This is a genomic window from Lacisediminimonas profundi (assembly GCF_008831265.1).
Taxonomy (GTDB): domain Bacteria; phylum Pseudomonadota; class Gammaproteobacteria; order Burkholderiales; family Burkholderiaceae_D; genus Lacisediminimonas; species Lacisediminimonas profundi.
Genome location: NZ_VTTH01000002.1, coordinates 287,847 through 303,828, shown reverse-complemented (window position 1 = coordinate 303,828; position 15,982 = coordinate 287,847). Strand labels below are relative to the sequence as shown.

Sequence of the window (15,982 nt, the reverse complement as noted above, 5' to 3'; positions counted from 1 at the left end):
GAAATGACCATGGCGACCGCACACCTGCTGTTCCTTGCGCACCGCGTTCCCTGGCCACCGGACAAGGGCGACAAGATACGCTCCTACCATTTGCTGCGCCACCTGGCGGGCCGCTTCACCGTCCACCTTGGCGCCTTCGTCGACGACGAACGCGACTGGCAGCACGAAAGCGCGCTGCGCGAGGTCTGCGGGGACGTCAAGCTGGTTCCCCTGGGCGCGCTCCGGACCCGTGCCCGGGGCGCCCTGGGCTTGCTGACGGGCGCCCCGTTCACGACCTCCTGTTATGCGGACCAGCGCATGGCGCGCTGGGTTGCGGATACGGTGCGCACGCACGGGATTGACCGGGTGCTGGTGTTCTCGTCGTCGATGGCACAGTATGCGGCCGGGCTGGAGAATGCCGTGCGCGTGATCGATTTCGTCGATGTCGACTCCGACAAATGGCGGCAGTATGCAGACCGCCGGCGCTGGTATTCCTTTGCGCGCTGGCTGTACCGGCGCGAGGCCACGCTACTGGCCGAGCACGAACGCAGCACGGCAAGAAGCTTCGATGCTTCGCTGTTCGTGTCAGCGGCCGAGGCACGACTGTTTGCGTCGGTGGCGCCGGAGAGCATCGGGCGCATCGGCTGGTTCAACAACGGCGTGGACGCTGACTATTTTTCTCCATGGCTGCCTTTTTCCAACCCCTATCCGAGCGGGGAACGCGCAATCGCCTTCACCGGCGCCATGAACTACTGGCCCAACGTCGATGCGGTGCGCTGGTTTGCCACCGAAGTCCTGCCTGCCATACGGGAACAAGAGCCGGACGTCGTGTTCACCATCGTCGGCTCCCGCCCGGCAAAGGAAGTCAGCATGCTGGCGCGGCTGCCCGGCGTGCGCGTCACGGGAGCCGTTCCGGATGTCCGACCCTGGCTGGTCCACGCCGTGGCCGCCGTCGCACCACTGCGCATGGCGCGCGGCGTCCAGAACAAGGTGCTGGAAGCGATGGCCATGGGCAAGCCCGTGGTCACCAGTCCTGAAGCGCTGGAAGGCATCGATGCCACCGATGGCGATGAGCTGATCGTGGCCGCCGGTGCGACCGCCTTCTCGGACGCGGTGTTGGCACTGCTGCGCCAAGGCGCGCTGGAACAGCGCGTGCGGCTCGGCCAGCGCGCCCGAGCCCGCATTCTCGAGCGCTATGGTTGGGAGCCCAACCTGGCTCGGGTCGAGCTGGCACTGGATGCTGGCCGACAGGCGCAGGAACCGGCACTGCTGTCCTTGCTTGCATCCAATCCGCGGGAGCATTTCCATGAACTTCGCTGAGCGCGGCCACCCCGAAGCAGTGTCCACACCGCCGCTGGTGGTGCACCTGCTATACCGCTTCGATTTCGGCGGCATGGAGAAGCTGGTTTCCGAGTGCGTGAACCGCATCCCGGCCGGGCGCTACCGGCATGCAATCATCTGCCTGGAGGGGTACACCGATTTCAGCCGCTCGATCTCTGCCTCCGGCGCGGTGATTCATTCGCTGGACAAAGGACCCGGCATCGGGCTGGAAAGCCACTGGCAGGTATACCGGCTGCTGCGCGAACTGCGCCCGACGGTACTTCATACCTACAACGTGGCGGGCGTCGAATATGCGTTGGCGGGGGCATTGGCCCGGGTGCCGGTCCGGGTTCATGCCGAACATGGGCGCCATGCCGGGGACATAGCCGGGACCAACCGCCGCCACAACCAACTGCGGCGGGCGATGCGCCCTTTCATCGACATGTTCGTGACCGTGTCGCGTGACCTGAATGAGTGGCTGGCAGATGTGATTGCGGTTCCGGAGTCCAAGAACCGCTTGATCATGAACGGCGTCGACACGGAACACTACCGGCCGTTGCCGTTGCCGGTGTCGGCCTCGCAGCCCGCCATGGAGGACGGCTTGTTCGTCATCGGCGTAGTGTGCCGCATCACCGAAATCAAGAATCCTCATGGCCTGATCGATGCGTTCCTGCGGCTGCGCCAGTTATGCGACGCCCGGGATGCCGGCCGCTTGCGCCTGACCATCGTTGGCGAAGGGGACCAATTGCCGTCGGTCAGGCATCGGGTGCAGGAAGAAGGCCTGGGCGATGTGATCACGGTCACCGGAGCCCGCTCCGACGTTGCAGAAATCATGCATGGGCTCTCCCTGTTTGTCTTGCCTTCGCTAAGCGAAGGCACGCCGGTAGCCCTGCTTGAGGCCATGGCCAGCGGCCTGCCGGTGATCGCTACGCCGGTGGGTGGCGTTCCCGACCTGGTGCTCGACGGCGTGACCGGAACGCTGGTTCCGGTGCGCGATACCGAAGCGCTGGCGCAGGCCATGCTTGCCTATGTTCGCGACCCGCAAAGCGCGCGGGAGCAAGGCGCACGCGGCCGCGAGCGGGTCCAGCAGCACTTCAGCATCCAGGCCATGGTCGGAAACTATATCGAGGTGTACGACACGCTATGCAAGAACAAGACCGGCGCCGGCATGCATGAGTCGAGGCCGCGATGTGCGGAATAACAGGCCTGTTCGACACCACCGGCTGGCGCCGCTTCGAGCGCGGGTTGGTGCATGCGATGAACGAATCGCAACACCACCGGGGACCGGACCAGGGGGCGCTCCACCTGGAGCCCGGCGTCGCCCTGGGCCATCGCCGGCTCTCCATCATCGACCTGGAGGGCGGGCAGCAACCCTTGTTCAGCGCTGATGGCAGCGTGGCGATCGTGTTCAACGGCGAGATCTACAATTTCCGCGCACTGACTGCGGAGCTCAGGAAGCTGGGGCACGAGTTCCTGACCCACAGCGACACCGAAGTCATCGTCCACGCATGGCAGGCGTGGGGCGAGGACTGCGTCAGGCGCTTGCAGGGAATGTTCACCTTCGCCATCTGGGACCGCCAGCGGCAAAGCCTGTTCCTGGCGCGCGACCGGATCGGCATCAAGCCGCTTTTTCATGCGCTGCTGCCCGACGGCACCTTCGCCTTCGGCTCGGAACTCAAGACGCTGCTGGCGCTGCCGCAGTTGGACCGGAGCCTGGAGCCGCAGGCGGTCGAAGCCTATTTCGGTTATGGATACATTCCCGACCCGCTGACGATTTTCGCCCATGTGCGCAAGCTGCCGCCCGGGCACACGCTCGCGGTCGGCCGACGATGCGGACCGCCGGTGGAACGCCAGTATTGGGATCTTTCCTTCCGCCCCGGCCCGGAAAAGGCGGCAAATATTGCAGACGAGGCATTCGAACTGCGCGAGCGCCTGCGGGTAGCAGTGCAGTCGCACCTGATGGCCGATGTGCCGCTCGGCGCCTTCCTCTCGGGGGGCGTCGACTCGAGCGCGGTGGTGGCCACCATGGCCGGCTTGCAGCAGAGTCCGGTGCTGACCAGCAACATCGCCTTCGACCGCCCGGAGTTCGACGAATCCGGTTATGCGCAGGCAGTGGCCAGCCGCTACGGCACCGACCATCAGTCGGAACTGGTGCGCAGCGACGACTTCGGCCTGGTCGATTTGCTGGCATGGCTGTACGACGAACCGTTCGCCGACAGCTCCGCGATTCCGACCTACCGGGTATGCCAACTGGCCGCCAGGCGCGTCAAGGTGGCATTGTCCGGCGATGGCGGCGATGAAAATTTTGCCGGCTACCGCCGCTATCGTCATGCGGTGGCGGAGGACCGGCTACGCCAGCTGTTGCCGCCGGCGCTGCGGCGGCCCTTGTTCGGTGCGCTTGGCCGCTGGTATCCGAAGGCCGACTGGGCGCCACGCGTGCTGCGCGCCAGGAGCACCTTCGAATCCCTGGCACGCGATCTGCCCGATGGCTATTTCCACGGCGTGTCCCTGATGACCGACCGCCAGCGAGCGCAACTCTTCAGCCCGGCATTCAAGAGGCAGTTGCAGGGTTTCCAGGCCAGCGACATGATGCGCGCACATGCCCGCAATGCACCGGATGGGGATGCGCTCGCCACCATCCAGTACCTGGACTTCAAGACCTGGTTGCCGGGAGACATCCTGACCAAGGTGGACCGGGCCAGCATGGCGCATGGACTGGAGGTTCGGGTGCCTCTGCTGGACCATCAGTTCGTGGAGTGGGCCGCCACCCTTCCCTCTTCGCTCAAGCTGCGCGGCGGCGAAGGCAAGTATTTGTTGAAGAAGGCGATGGAGCCCAGCCTGCCGCATGCACTGCTGTACCGTTCCAAAAAGGGATTCTCGGTGCCGCTTGCCGTGTGGCTGCGCGGCCCCCTGCGCCAGCCGATGCAGGCCGCCCTGCTGGGGCCACGACTGGGTGCCACCGGCTACTTCGACATGCAATGCATCGCCAGCTTGGTCAGCCAGCATCTGTCAGGTGCCAGCGACCATTCCGCTGCGTTGTGGGCATTGCTGATGTTTGAAGCCTTCCTGCGCAAGACCGATGCGGCAAGCGGCCAGGCGTATGCCGGGCTGGCGCAGCGGATGGCGATATCCACTACATGAGACGAGGATTGCACCAACCCATGCGCATCCTGCACGTGCTTGACCACTCAGCCCCGCTCCACAGCGGCTATACCTTCCGCACGCTCTCGATACTGCGGGAGCAGCGCCGGCGCGGCTGGGAGACCTTCCATCTGACCGGGCCGAAGCAAGGCCGTGGCAGCGAGGATGGGGCAAAGGAGGAGACCGTGGACGGCTGGCAGTTCTTCCGCGCCCCGCCGACAGCCAACCTGCTTGCCCGCCTGCCACTATCGAACCAGGTGTCGGTGATACACGAACTCGGCAAGCGTCTGCAGCAGATCGTGCCGGTGCTGCGGCCGGATGTCATCCACGCCCATTCCCCGGCATTGAATGCGATTGCGGCGCTGCAGGCCGGGCAGCGCTTCGGCGTGCCCGTGGTGTACGAAGTGCGTGCGTTCTGGGAAGACGCCGCGGTCGACCAGGGCACCAGCCGCGAGGGCGGACCGCGCTATCGCCTGTCGCGAGCGCTGGAGAGCTTTGCCCTGCGCCGCGCTGACGCGGTCACCACCATCTGCGACGGGCTGCGCCAGGACATGCTGGCGCGCGGGATACCGGCGCAGCGCATTACGGTGATTCCGAACGCGGTCGACATCGAGAATTTTGCACCCGGCGCCGCCCCCGATCCGGCGCTGGCCGCCAGCCTCGGCCTTGAAGGCAAGCGGGTGCTGGGCTTCATCGGATCGTTCTATGCTTACGAAGGATTGCCGCTGTTGTTGCAGGCCATGCCGCGGCTGCTGCAGCGCCATCCGGACCTGAGATTGCTGCTGGTCGGCGGCGGTCCGCAGGATGCGCATCTGCGGACTCTGAGTGCCGCGCTGGGGCTTGATGGCCGCGTCATTTTCACCGGGCGCGTGCCGCATGACCAGGTGCAACGCTACTACGACCTGGTCAATGTACTGGTCTATCCGCGCCTGCCGATGCGGCTGACCGATCTGGTGACGCCGCTCAAGCCGCTGGAGGCGATGGCGCAGGGCCGGCTGCTGGTCGCTTCCGACGTCGGCGGACACCGGGAGCTGATCGAAGACCGGCTGACCGGATGGTTGTTCAAGGCCGGCGAGGTGCAGTCGCTGGCCGACACCCTGTGCGAGCTGCTGGCTGCCCCGGAGCGCTGGGATGCGATGCGCGCAGCCGCCCGCCAGTTTGTCGAAATCGAGCGCAACTGGCCGCGCAGCGTCAGCCGCTATCAGCAGGTGTACGGGCAGCTGACCGGACAGCTGTCCGACCAGGCGGTGCAATGAAGTTGGTGACATTCAGCACGCTGTATCCGAATGCCCTGCGCCCGCAGCACGGCATCTTCGTCGAAACCCGCCTGCGCCAGTTGGTCGCCAGTGGCCAGGCTGAAGCGAGCGTGGTCGCGCCGGTCCCCTGGTTTCCGTTCCGGCACGAGCGCTTTGGCGCCTATGCGCGGTTTGCCCGCGTCCCGCGGGAAGAAGTCCGCTTCGGGCTCCAGGTGCAGCATCCGCGCTATCCGCTGCTTCCCAGGGTCGGCATGGAACTGGCACCGTTCATGCTGGCGGCCGCGATGAAGCCCGTACTCGGCCGCCTGCTCGATCAAGGGCGCGGCTTCGACCTGATCGATGCCCACTATCTTTATCCGGATGGCGTGGCCGCGGTCATGCTCGGCCAGTACTTCAACAAGCCGGTCGTGATCACCGCCCGCGGCAGCGATGTGAATGTGCTGCCGCGCTATCGAGTGCCGCGCCGGCTGATCCTGTGGGCGGCGGCACGGGCGCGTGCAGTCGTCACGGTATGCCAGGCGCTGAAGCTTGAACTGGCCAGGCTGGGGGTCGACCCGCAACGCATTGTTCCGCTGCGCAATGGCGTGGACCTGGATGTGTTCCGGCCGCTAGATAGTGAAGGCGAAGGCGAACCCAAAGGTGAGTGCAAAGATGAACGCAACCGCGTCCGCTCAGGGCTGGCGCTGCAGGGCTTTACGCTGCTGTCCGCCGGCCACCTGGTGCCCTTGAAGGGACACGACCTGGTGATACGCGCGCTGGCGCAGTTGCCAGGCGTGCAATTGCTGATTGCCGGCAGCGGCCCGCAGCAAGTCCCTCTGGAATTGCTCGCGCGCGAACTGTCGGTAGCGGATCGCGTCCGCTTCCTCGGCGCCTTGCCACAGATGGAGTTGCGCGAGGTGTACGGCGCGGCGGACGCGCTGGTGCTCGCTTCCAGCAGCGAAGGATGGGCCAACGTGCTGCTGGAGTCGCTCGCCTGCGGTACACCGGTGATCGCCACCAACGTATCGGGCACACCCGAGGTCGTCAATGCACCGCAAGCCGGAATCCTGCTGCAACAGCGCAGCCCCGATGCGATCGCACAGGCGGTGCGCGCGCTACGGCGGTGCCTGCCGACACGGGAGCAGACCCGGCGCCATGCGCAGGGCTTCGGCTGGGATGACACCACCGCCGGGCAACTGGCGCTGTTCCGCCACATACTCGCCGGCGGACAAGGCGCCCCGGCCGCGGCGGGTGATCCAGGCAGGCCGGAAGCGCAAGCACGAGTCTGGCCATGAATCCGCCAGAGGCTCAAGACAAGAAAGCGATGTCGGTTTCGGCCGGCGCCGCGACCATGGTGGCGATGCGCTGGAGCGACCGCCTGCTGGGCCTGCTCAGCACGCTGGTGCTGGCGCGCCTGCTGGCGCCCGAGGATTTCGGCGTCATCGCGCTTGCCTCGGTGGTGATCGAATTGATCGATGTGCTGCTCGACATGGGCGTGGCGACGACGCTGGTCCAGAACCTGCGCGCCACCCGCCGCGACTACCACGCCGCATGGACGCTGCGGCTGATCCAGTTCGTGATCGGCGCGGTGTTGGTGGCGGCATGCGCTCCACTGGCGGCCAACTACTTTCACGATCCGCGCATCGGTCCGGTCATGCAGGTGCTGGCCGTCGCCACCCTGATATCCGGCTTCGAGAACATCGGGATTGTCGCGTTCCAGAAGAACATGCAGTTCGGCATGGACTTCCGCTTCTTCTTTTACAAACGCGTGATCAGCGTCGCAGTCACCCTCGCCGCCGCCGTGGTTCTGCAGAGCTATTGGGCGCTGGTGATCGGCACGATTGTGCTGCGCATCTCTGGCGTGGCGCTCAGTTACGCCATGCATCCCATGCGGCCGCGCCTGGATTTTTCGGGAATCCGGGCCATCCTTTCGTTCTCGATGTGGAACGTGATGCGCAGCATCGGCGCCCACCTCAACGAGAATGCCGATCGCCTGATCGTGGGACGACGCGTGAGCACCGGCATGATGGGCCAGTACAGCATGGCCAGCGACATTGCCGCCCTGCCTTCCACCGAACTGCTGATGCCGATCGGACGGGTGTTGCTGCCGGCCTTCGTCAAGGAGAAAGAAGATCCTGCCAGGCTGCGCGAGACATTCCTGCTCGCGCTCGGCATCCAGGCGCTGGTCGGCATACCGGCCGGCGCAGGCCTGGCCCTGGTTGCCCCCGAGTTGGTGGCCGCCATGCTCGGCGACAGGTGGAAGGCTGCGATTCCTTTCGTGCAGATCATGGGCGTCATCAACGTCGCCACCGCAATCAGCGCCAGCGGCGCCTGCCTGCTGCTGGCCATCGGACGGCCGAAGGTGGTCGCCATCAATGCCTGGCTGCAAGTGCTGCTGTTCCTTGCCTGCGCCGTGTGGCTGATACCCCATGAAGGCGCGGTCGGCGTCGCGCTGCTCAGGCTGGCCGTGGCCGGTCTCGGCCTGGCAAGCTTTGTGTTCCTGCTGGTTCGCGAGTTGCCGGCGCTGCGGCTGATGGACCTGGTGGATGCCGTCTGGCGGCCCTGCATCGGCGCGGCGCTGATGTGGCTTGCATTGTCCATGTTGCCGTTGCCGGGGGGCATGCCGGTCGTCCTGCAGTTGCTGTGGAAGGTGGTGCTGGGAGCCGGCGTATTCATTGCCGCGATCCTGGCACTCTGGCTGCTGAGCGGGCGTGGCGACGGCCCGGAAAGCTACCTGCTGGGAAAAGTCAGGGAGTGGTTGCGCCTCAAGCCACAGGGAGCATGAGCGTGAACGGAATCCGGCCATGAAAGACCTGCTCGTCCTTGCCATCACCTTTGGATCGGTGCCACTGATCGTGTGGCGGCCCTGGATCGGCATCATCATGTGGGTCTGGCTCAGCGTCATGAATCCGCACCGCCTCGGCTATGGCGTCGCCGCCGACTGGCCGCTGGCGGCGATTGTGGCCGGCGTCACCATGATGGCATTGCTGGTGCGTCCGGTGCCAAAACGCTTTCCGCTCACCGCCGTGACCGTTTTTCTGCTGGCCTTCGTGTTCTGGATGAACGTCACCACCCATTTCTCCCTGGTGCCCGATGTGCCCGAGCAATGGAACCGCGTGATGAAGGTGATGTTGATGACATTCGTCACGCTGATCCTGATCCGGGATCGCCACCATGTGCAGGCACTGATCTGGATCATCGTCATTTCGCTCGGGTTCTACGGCGTCAAGGGTGGCATCTTCACCATCCTCACCGGCGGCAAGGACAAGGTCTGGGGGCCGCCACTCAGCTCGATCGCGGACAACAATGAAATCGCGCTGGCATTGGTGATGACCATCCCGCTGATGCACTACCTGCAGACCACCACCAAAAGCAGGACCGTGCGATACGCCCTCAGCGGCGCGATGCTGCTGTGCTTCGCAGCCATATTGGGAACCTACTCCCGCGGGGCCTTGCTCGCGATGGGCCTGATGGTGGGCGTGCTCGCCTTGCGCAGCCACCACAAGGCCGGCGTTTTCCTGTTCATCCTGGCCGTCCTCCCGTTTGCATTCAACTTCATGCCGGCGGAATGGATGGCGCGCATGGAAGGCATCCATCTCTATGAGCAGGATGGATCGGCGATGGGACGCATCAACGCCTGGACCATGGCTTACAACCTGGCCCTGGATCATCCGCTGGTGGGCGGTGGATTCCAGATCTACCTGCCCGAGTTGTTCGCCATCTATGCCCCCAATCCGGATGACCTTCACGTGGCCCACAGCATTTACTTCCAGGCGCTCGGCGAGCATGGCTTTGTCGGGCTCGGCCTGGTCCTGTTGTACATGCTGGCGACCTGGCGCTGCGCCAACTGGATCATCCGCCATGCAGCCGGCAGCGAGCAGTACCGCTGGGCGCGCAGCCTGGCCTCGATGCTCCAGGTCAGCCTGCTCGGCTATGCGGCGGGCGGCGCCTTCCTGAGCCTGCTTTACCTCGACGTGCCCTATTTCCTGATGGCGGCGCTGGTGGCGACCCGCGCGCTGATGGAGCGGGAGATGTCAGCCAAGGCAAGAGATGATGCGGCCATGGAGGCTCGAAATGGCGGCGCCACGCCGGAACCGGCCTGGCCGGCTGCGCGGCCTACCGGGGCACGACTGCGAATTGGGGACCGTCGGAATAATCCGGCTTCACCTGGCGCTTCATGAAGACGTCCCAGGCGCTGCCCGCATCGGGAGCGCCGGCGTTGACGCTATACGCCAGCGCCGGCTGCAGGTTGGACGGATAGCCGATGTTGGTGGCGGAAAAGCCCACCATCTCGCCCGGCTGCAGGCCCAGGCTGGCGGCCATGGCGGCACCGCCGCAGGGCAGGCCCGCCTGCGCCGGCGCACTGGCCCGGTAGACCTCGGAGAATGACGGATACAGGGGACTGCTGGCCGAGTCGCGCACCTTGAGCGTGTAGTTACTGCCGAAAATCCAGCAGAAGCCCGGGTCCGTCATGCGCCGGACCGCGAATGTCGCCTTCCATGACAGCAACGGCCGGGCCTTGACGAAGCCGAGTTCGTCGAGCCGCCCGATCGCGGAGGTAAAGAAATCGTCCTGCCAGGGCGCGACGCCAACGCCGCCGTCATATTCGATGGCGTACTCATTGGTGTCGAGGATGGCCAGGCGGTTGGCGTTCGGATTGGCGGGAAAATTGGCGATGTACCAGTCAAGATTGTTCGACAGGAAGCCGGCGAACTGCAGCTTCAGCGGGTCCTGGTCGGGCGTGATCCATGCGGCTTCGCCCAGCGTGCGCATGCTCCATGCCTGGCCGCGCACCTGGTCGGGTTTGAACAAGCCCTTGCCCGCCTCCCGGAAGCCCGGATTATCCTGGAACAGGTTGAACATCGTCCAGAACTGCAACTCTTCAAGATGGTAATGATCGCCGCTCAGCAAGTAGGGCAAGTATGAAAACGCCGGCTGGTGTGGTGAGTCCGGGGTGTTGGGACTGCTGCAGTCGCCACCACACGCCGGGAACGCTTCCGCCCTTCCGGTGGCCGGATTGACGGTGTCCGTGTCCTTGCCGAGCAAGGTCATGTAAGGATAGTTCGCCAGGCTCACCGGGCGTCCGGTCTGCTGGTCCCGATAGTGTATCGGCCAGCTGCCGGCCAGGTCGGCGGTGCCGAATGTGACGGCCCTGGCGCCCCGGTCGGCGCTCAGCAGGTACATCACGGCCCAGCCAGGGATCAATCCGATGTCCGGGCGCCCGCCGGGATCCGGCATCGACGGATTCGCCTGGCCCGCCCCCATCGGCTCGGTCTTCGGCCCGGTCCAGCCGGACGCAAGGGCCGACAGCGCGGCCCCGGATATCTGCAGCGACGGGTCGTAGCGCGGCAGCGCCCGCGAGGCCATCAGGTAGGCGGCATCGTGAGCCGCATCGATTTCCGGCTCACCTCCCCACCATGATGTCTTGCGCCAGCGGGCGTGATGGGTGTGGACCAGTTGCGGATTGGCGTAGACAGTCCGGCCACCGACCAGCACCTGGACCGAGTAGGTGAAGTTGCGCGGCGCTGGCGCAAACGCCCAGGCGTTCTCGACCGTGACATCGACCCGTGCCCGGTTGGCGGCGGGATAATGGCGAATGGAAAAGCGCGCCTGCAGATGGGGATGCGCCGTGCCCGCCGCGCTTGTCAAAGGCGCGGACATCAGCCATTCGCTCGCCTGGGGGCCGGCCACCCAGGTGCTGAAGCCGCCGCTGCGAAGCAGCGCATCGGCCGAAGCGGAATAGGCAATGCCATCGACAAGGATGTTGACCGAGGCCGTGAATCCGGCATCCAGCAGCGGCCCGGGGATGGCCGCTGCCGCGCTTGATCGGCCGCCCTTGGCGAGCTGCATCGTCAGCGCCTGCCCCGGGCCCAAGGCCGGGACGACCGTGGACAGCAGCGCGTGCCGGATGCTGCCATCCGCATGCGTGGCCTTGGCGTCGACCTGCACCGGAACCTGGCTGCCATCGCTCATCTGACCGACCAGCCCGTCGGCCGGTTGCAGCAGCGCCGGTGGAAAGGCCTGCCCCACCGTCAGCGGCACCGTCTGCTGGACACCGGCCGAAGTGCTGGTGAGGCGCAAGGATGGCAAGGTGTCGGGAAATGTCGCATTTGCCGGAATTGCGGTGCCGTCGGACCCGCTCGCGCTGGCAACACCGTTCCCTGTTCCCGATGTGCCCCCGCCGCCGCAACCGGCAGGAGCAGCGGCAAGCAGGCAGCCCAGCAGTACAAGCCCGACCGAGATCGCTGATTTCGCCAATTTGGCCAATTTCATCAGCGCCCGATATCTCATCTTCAGCGGCAGCTAGAACAAGCTTTGCGGGATGACCAGCACATCACCCGGCCGCATCGGCAAATTCGCAGACAGGTCGCCATCCTTGAGCAGGTCATTCAGGCGCAAATCGACCTTCTGCATGTTGCCGCCCTGGTTGCGGATCAGGTGCGCCCGGTTGCCGGCCGCGAAGGGCGTCATGCCGCCGACCGCGATCAGCACGTCCATCAGCGACATGCCGTTGCGATAAGGCAGTGCTTGCGGCTTGACCGCCTGGCCAATGATGCGGATCTGTTCGCCATACGGCCCGCTGAATCCGGTCACCGTGACGGTGACCACCGGATCCTTGATGAATTTGGCCAGCGCCTTTTCGATATCGCGCGCCAGCTGCGTCGATGTCTTTCCGCTGGCTTGCATGTCTTCCACCAGCGGCGTGGTCAGCATGCCGTCAGGACGCACCGGCGCATTGAGCGAGATATCGGGATAGCGCCAGACCGAAATGTGCAGGCTGTCGCCCGGCCCGATCAGATAGGCGTGCCGGTACTCGTCCGGCGCCGCCGCCTGTGACGCCAGCGGCCGGCTCGACGACGCGCATCCGGCAAGCGCCGCCAGCGACGCGATGCACAACAGGCGCAAGGCCAGGAAAAGTACGGAACGAGCCCTCATTGCCTCAATTGCCTTCATTGCATAGCCTCCACTGATGACCGCCAATCCGCAGACAGTCCCATGCGCATCCTCACAGCCGCCATGTGCTGTAGCCCGCAGTCCGCAAGGCATCGATATCGAATTTCGATTTGACGTCCACGAAGCAGCCCTGGTCTTCCAGCTTTTCAGCGAAATCCCAGATGCTGCGTTCGGCAATTTCCCGATGCGCGACGGCAATCACCATGGCGCGCGCGCGCGGAAGCTGATCCCAGGATTCGAGCTCGATGCCATACTCGCTGCGCGCCTCGGCGGCTGCGGCAAGCGGGTCATGCACATGGACATCCACGCCATACGAGCGCAACTCCATCACCAGATCGGCCGCCTTGGAATTGCGCAGGTCGGCGCAGTTTTCCTTGAAGGTCAGCCCGATCACATTGACAGCGCTGCCCCTGACGCAAAAACCGGCTTGTATCATTTGCTTGATCGTCTTTTCCGCAATGAATTTCGCCATGCCGTCATTGATGCGGCGGCCGGCCAGGATCACTTGCGGGTGGTATCCCAGCGCCTGCGCCTTGTGGGTCAGGTAGTAGGGATCGACCCCTATGCAGTGGCCACCCACCAGACCCGGCTCGAAGCGCAGGAAATTCCACTTGGTCCCCGCGGCCTGCAGCACTTCGCGGGTATCGATGCCGAGCTTGTCGCAGATGATGGCGAGCTCGTTCATCAGGGCGATATTCAGGTCGCGCTGCGTGTTTTCAATCACCTTGGCGGCCTCGGCAACCCTGATGCTCGACACGGGATACACGCCGGCATTGACGATCGATCCGTATAGCGCCGCCACGGTCTTGAGCGTTGGTGCGTCGTCGGCCGACACCACCTTGAGTATGGAAGTCAGCGTCCGTTCCGGGTCGCCGGGGTTGATTCGTTCCGGCGAATAGCCGACGTGGAAGTCTTCCATCCAGGTCAGGCCCGACTCTTTTTCAAGCACGGGCACGCAGATCTCCTCGGTCGCGCCCGGATAGACTGTCGACTCGTACACCACCACGGCGCCACGCTTCATGTGCCGGCCGACGCTCTTGCTCGCCGCAATCAGTGGCGCAAAATCCGGATTGTTGGCACCATCGACCGGCGTCGGCACCGCAACCACAATCACGTCCGCGGTCGCCAGCGCCCCGGCATCGCCGGTCACGGAGAGCCAGCACGAGGCCTCGAATTCGTCGCAGCAGACTTCACCGGCCGGGTCGAAGTGACTTCGGTAGTGTCCAATCTTTTCCTCGGAAAGATCGAAGCCGACGGTGCGGTGCTTTTTGCCGAACGCAATGGCCAAGGGCAAGCCTACATAGCCCAGTCCGACCACCGCGACCACGCCGATCCCGGGAATGTCGCCTGAGGCGCTGAACTGCGCCTCGCCGCCAGGACCCGGGTCAGTACTTTCACCTAGGCTTGTGTACAAAATTCCTCCGCACGAACATCCCCATGCCCCCTGGCTTGTGCGATTTTTGTTTTCTTGTTCTTTAGTCGCACGAACATCATCGCCCGATCATGTGGAGTCGCTCCATGATCTACTTCAAACCATGGTCAGCATGGGATGACGCGGGAACAAGGATCACGGACTGATCTGAATGCGCAAGGCGAAGTTTCGGCTTGAACATGCCAAGAGTCGTTGACCGCACAATCATGCGATGACCGATTGTCCGGCATCAAAGGACTGGCTTCTTCAATCGCTATTCTTGAACCCTGACATGAATTGCAAGACGCGATCAGGGAGCCACACCCGTCACCGGAAAAACAAGAAAACGGTGCTCAAAGGGCGCGGCATGTACAAGATATTCAATCACTTCACGCCCAGAGTCGCCACGCTGCTCTTGCTGCTCGAAGTGTCGATTTTCGTCGCGGCCACCTATCTGGCGGCCAGCCTGCGCTTCGGCGAGAGCCCACACGAGTTCGTGGAGCGTATTCCGAACTTCGGCATTTCGGCGGTGGTATATGCACTGCTGACCTCACTGTCGCTGGCCGGCCTGGGTGTCTACGAACTGCATTCCAGGCAGAGCCTGCGCGGTTCGATACTTCGCCTGGCGCCGGCATTCCTGATTGGCGCCTGCCTGACGGTCGCGGCCTTTTACCTTTTCCCGGATCTATACTTGGGACGGGGCGTGCTGGGCCTGAGCTTCGTGCTCAGCCTGAGCGCCATCCTGTTACTGCGCCTGGTCGTCTTCCATCTATTCAGATCTCGCTTCCTGAAGTCGCGCGTGCTGTTCCTGGGCGCTTCGCAGGAGGCACGGGAGTGCATGGAAATGAGCGGTGACAACGCGTTTTCCGAACGCTTCGAGGTGGTCGGGATTCTCCCGCTGCAGAACGACCAGAATTCGATCGCGGGTGCTTTCCTGCTGCCCAACCAGGGATCGCTGATGAGCATCGCGCGCAAATACGATGTGAACGAGATTGTCATTTCCCTGAAGAACTGGCGCGGCCTGAATGTTCCGATCCACCAACTGCTGGAATGCAAGATCAACGGCATCATGATCACGCCGATCTCGCGCTTCTTCGAACGCGAGGTGAACCAGATCCAGATCGATTACCTGCAACCCAGTGCGCTGGTCTTTGGCGACGGCTTCCGCGAGAACATGCTGCGCGCGATGGCAAAGCGCGTCGTCGACTTGCTTGCAGCCACGACGCTGCTGCTGGTCACGCTGCCGGTGATGCTGCTGGCCGCGCTGGCCATACTGATCGAGGACGGCGCGCCGGTCCTGTACCGCCAGGAGCGGGTGGGAAAAAGGGGCAAGTCCTTCATGGTCCTGAAATTCAGGAGCATGCGCAAGGATGCCGAAGCGGGAGGTGTCCCCACCTGGGCGCAGGCGGGAGATCAGCGCGTGACCAGGGTCGGCGCATTCATGCGCAAGACACGGATCGATGAATTGCCGCAGATTTTCAATGTGCTCCGTGGCGAAATGAGCTTCGTCGGCCCGCGGCCGGAGCGCCCCTACTTCGTGCACCAACTGAGCCAGCAGGTTCCCTTCTATGATATCCGCCACAGCATCAAGCCAGGCATCACCGGCTTTGCGCAGGTGCGGTATCGCTATGGGGCTACGGTCGAGGATTCGATCCAGAAGCTGCAGTACGATCTTTATTACATCAAGAACCAGAGCCTGTTCCTGGATCTGCTGATCATTATCGATACAGTGCAGGTGGTGTTGTTTGCCAAGGGGAGCAGGTGAAGGGGGATGACTGGCGGCATGCGGTGGCCGCGCTCGCCTTCAAGGGTTGATTGCTACCCATGACCTTGGGTGAGTCGATTTTTCGCTCTTTGGCTTGCGGTTCATGGGTTTTCGCTCTTTGGCTTGCGGTTCGTTTGGCCCGCAAGCCAAAAAGCCGCAAAGCAACAAAACCAAAAA

General features: G+C 64.1%; 11 protein-coding genes. 8 read left to right on the top strand and 3 right to left on the bottom strand.

Annotation, left to right across the window (positions count from 1 at the left end; translation table 11 throughout):
* The first annotated feature begins 9 nt into the window (after window positions 1-9).
* From FVE66_RS07000 to FVE66_RS06970, 7 genes are read left to right on the top strand one after another with little or no spacing between them, the layout of a single operon-like run.
* The gene (locus tag FVE66_RS07000; RefSeq protein WP_151446686.1) at window positions 10-1,299 is read left to right on the top strand and encodes a TIGR03087 family PEP-CTERM/XrtA system glycosyltransferase; all 1,290 of its coding nucleotides are present in this window, start codon (window positions 10-12) and stop codon (window positions 1,297-1,299) included.
* Window positions 1,286-2,500 carry a TIGR03088 family PEP-CTERM/XrtA system glycosyltransferase gene (locus tag FVE66_RS06995; protein ID WP_151446685.1) on the top strand — a complete coding sequence of 405 codons (1,215 nt, stop codon included), beginning with the start codon at window positions 1,286-1,288 and terminating at the stop codon, window positions 2,498-2,500. Before FVE66_RS07000 ends, FVE66_RS06995 begins: the two co-directional genes overlap by 14 nt.
* Window positions 2,488-4,440 carry an XrtA/PEP-CTERM system amidotransferase gene (locus FVE66_RS06990; RefSeq protein ID WP_151446684.1) on the top strand — a complete coding sequence of 651 codons (1,953 nt, stop codon included), beginning with the start codon at window positions 2,488-2,490 and terminating at the stop codon, window positions 4,438-4,440. Before FVE66_RS06995 ends, FVE66_RS06990 begins: the two co-directional genes overlap by 13 nt.
* Window positions 4,441-4,460: 20 nt before the next feature.
* Window positions 4,461-5,696: a TIGR04063 family PEP-CTERM/XrtA system glycosyltransferase gene (locus tag FVE66_RS06985; protein WP_151446683.1), complete on the top strand. Its 1,236-nt coding sequence runs from the start codon at window positions 4,461-4,463 to the stop codon at window positions 5,694-5,696.
* A complete protein-coding gene (locus FVE66_RS06980) occupies window positions 5,693-6,970 on the top strand; it encodes a glycosyltransferase family 4 protein (RefSeq protein WP_151446682.1) in 1,278 nt (425 codons plus the stop codon). Before FVE66_RS06985 ends, FVE66_RS06980 begins: the two co-directional genes overlap by 4 nt.
* On the top strand, window positions 6,967-8,460 hold the full coding sequence (locus FVE66_RS06975) for an oligosaccharide flippase family protein (protein ID WP_206668724.1): 1,494 nt from the start codon (window positions 6,967-6,969) through the stop codon (window positions 8,458-8,460). Before FVE66_RS06980 ends, FVE66_RS06975 begins: the two co-directional genes overlap by 4 nt.
* Before the next feature lie 19 nt (window positions 8,461-8,479).
* Window positions 8,480-9,856 (top strand): putative O-glycosylation ligase, exosortase A system-associated, encoded by a 1,377-nt coding sequence (locus FVE66_RS06970; RefSeq protein WP_151446681.1) that lies wholly within the window; start codon window positions 8,480-8,482, stop codon window positions 9,854-9,856.
* On the opposite strand, the gene FVE66_RS06965 is transcribed toward FVE66_RS06970, so the two are convergent.
* From FVE66_RS06965 to FVE66_RS06955, 3 genes are all read right to left on the bottom strand, one after another.
* Complete coding sequence (locus FVE66_RS06965) at window positions 9,792-11,948, bottom strand: hypothetical protein (RefSeq protein WP_241673073.1); 2,157 nt, start codon at window positions 11,946-11,948, stop codon at window positions 9,792-9,794. The two genes, FVE66_RS06970 and FVE66_RS06965, sit on opposite strands and share 65 nt — an antisense overlap.
* Window positions 11,949-11,978: 30 nt before the next feature.
* Window positions 11,979-12,611: an XrtA/PEP-CTERM system exopolysaccharide export protein gene (locus FVE66_RS06960; protein ID WP_151447234.1), complete on the bottom strand. Its 633-nt coding sequence runs from the start codon at window positions 12,609-12,611 to the stop codon at window positions 11,979-11,981.
* 70 nt (window positions 12,612-12,681) lie between these two features.
* Window positions 12,682-13,962: a nucleotide sugar dehydrogenase gene (locus tag FVE66_RS06955; protein ID WP_151447233.1), complete on the bottom strand. Its 1,281-nt coding sequence runs from the start codon at window positions 13,960-13,962 to the stop codon at window positions 12,682-12,684.
* Between the two features lie 370 nt (window positions 13,963-14,332).
* Between FVE66_RS06955 and FVE66_RS06950 the strand changes: the two genes are divergently transcribed.
* Complete coding sequence (locus FVE66_RS06950) at window positions 14,333-15,805, top strand: TIGR03013 family XrtA/PEP-CTERM system glycosyltransferase (protein WP_241673069.1); 1,473 nt, start codon at window positions 14,333-14,335, stop codon at window positions 15,803-15,805.
* The last annotated feature ends 177 nt before the right edge of the window (window positions 15,806-15,982 follow it).

What these genes read in the sequence shown, in the direction of transcription:
- FVE66_RS07000 (WP_151446686.1), top strand. Translation starts at nt 10, where the DNA reads ATGGCGACCGCACACCTGCTGTTCCTTGCGCACCGCGTTCCCTGGCCA.
- FVE66_RS06995 (WP_151446685.1), top strand. Translation starts at nt 1,286, where the DNA reads ATGAACTTCGCTGAGCGCGGCCACCCCGAAGCAGTGTCCACACCGCCG.
- FVE66_RS06990 (WP_151446684.1), top strand. Translation starts at nt 2,488, where the DNA reads ATGTGCGGAATAACAGGCCTGTTCGACACCACCGGCTGGCGCCGCTTC.
- FVE66_RS06985 (WP_151446683.1), top strand. Translation starts at nt 4,461, where the DNA reads ATGCGCATCCTGCACGTGCTTGACCACTCAGCCCCGCTCCACAGCGGC.
- FVE66_RS06980 (WP_151446682.1), top strand. Translation starts at nt 5,693, where the DNA reads ATGAAGTTGGTGACATTCAGCACGCTGTATCCGAATGCCCTGCGCCCG.
- FVE66_RS06975 (WP_206668724.1), top strand. Translation starts at nt 6,967, where the DNA reads ATGAATCCGCCAGAGGCTCAAGACAAGAAAGCGATGTCGGTTTCGGCC.
- FVE66_RS06970 (WP_151446681.1), top strand. Translation starts at nt 8,480, where the DNA reads ATGAAAGACCTGCTCGTCCTTGCCATCACCTTTGGATCGGTGCCACTG.
- FVE66_RS06965 (WP_241673073.1), bottom strand. Translation starts at nt 11,948, where the DNA reads ATGAAATTGGCCAAATTGGCGAAATCAGCGATCTCGGTCGGGCTTGTA.
- FVE66_RS06960 (WP_151447234.1), bottom strand. Translation starts at nt 12,611, where the DNA reads ATGAGGGCTCGTTCCGTACTTTTCCTGGCCTTGCGCCTGTTGTGCATC.
- FVE66_RS06950 (WP_241673069.1), top strand. Translation starts at nt 14,333, where the DNA reads ATGAATTGCAAGACGCGATCAGGGAGCCACACCCGTCACCGGAAAAAC.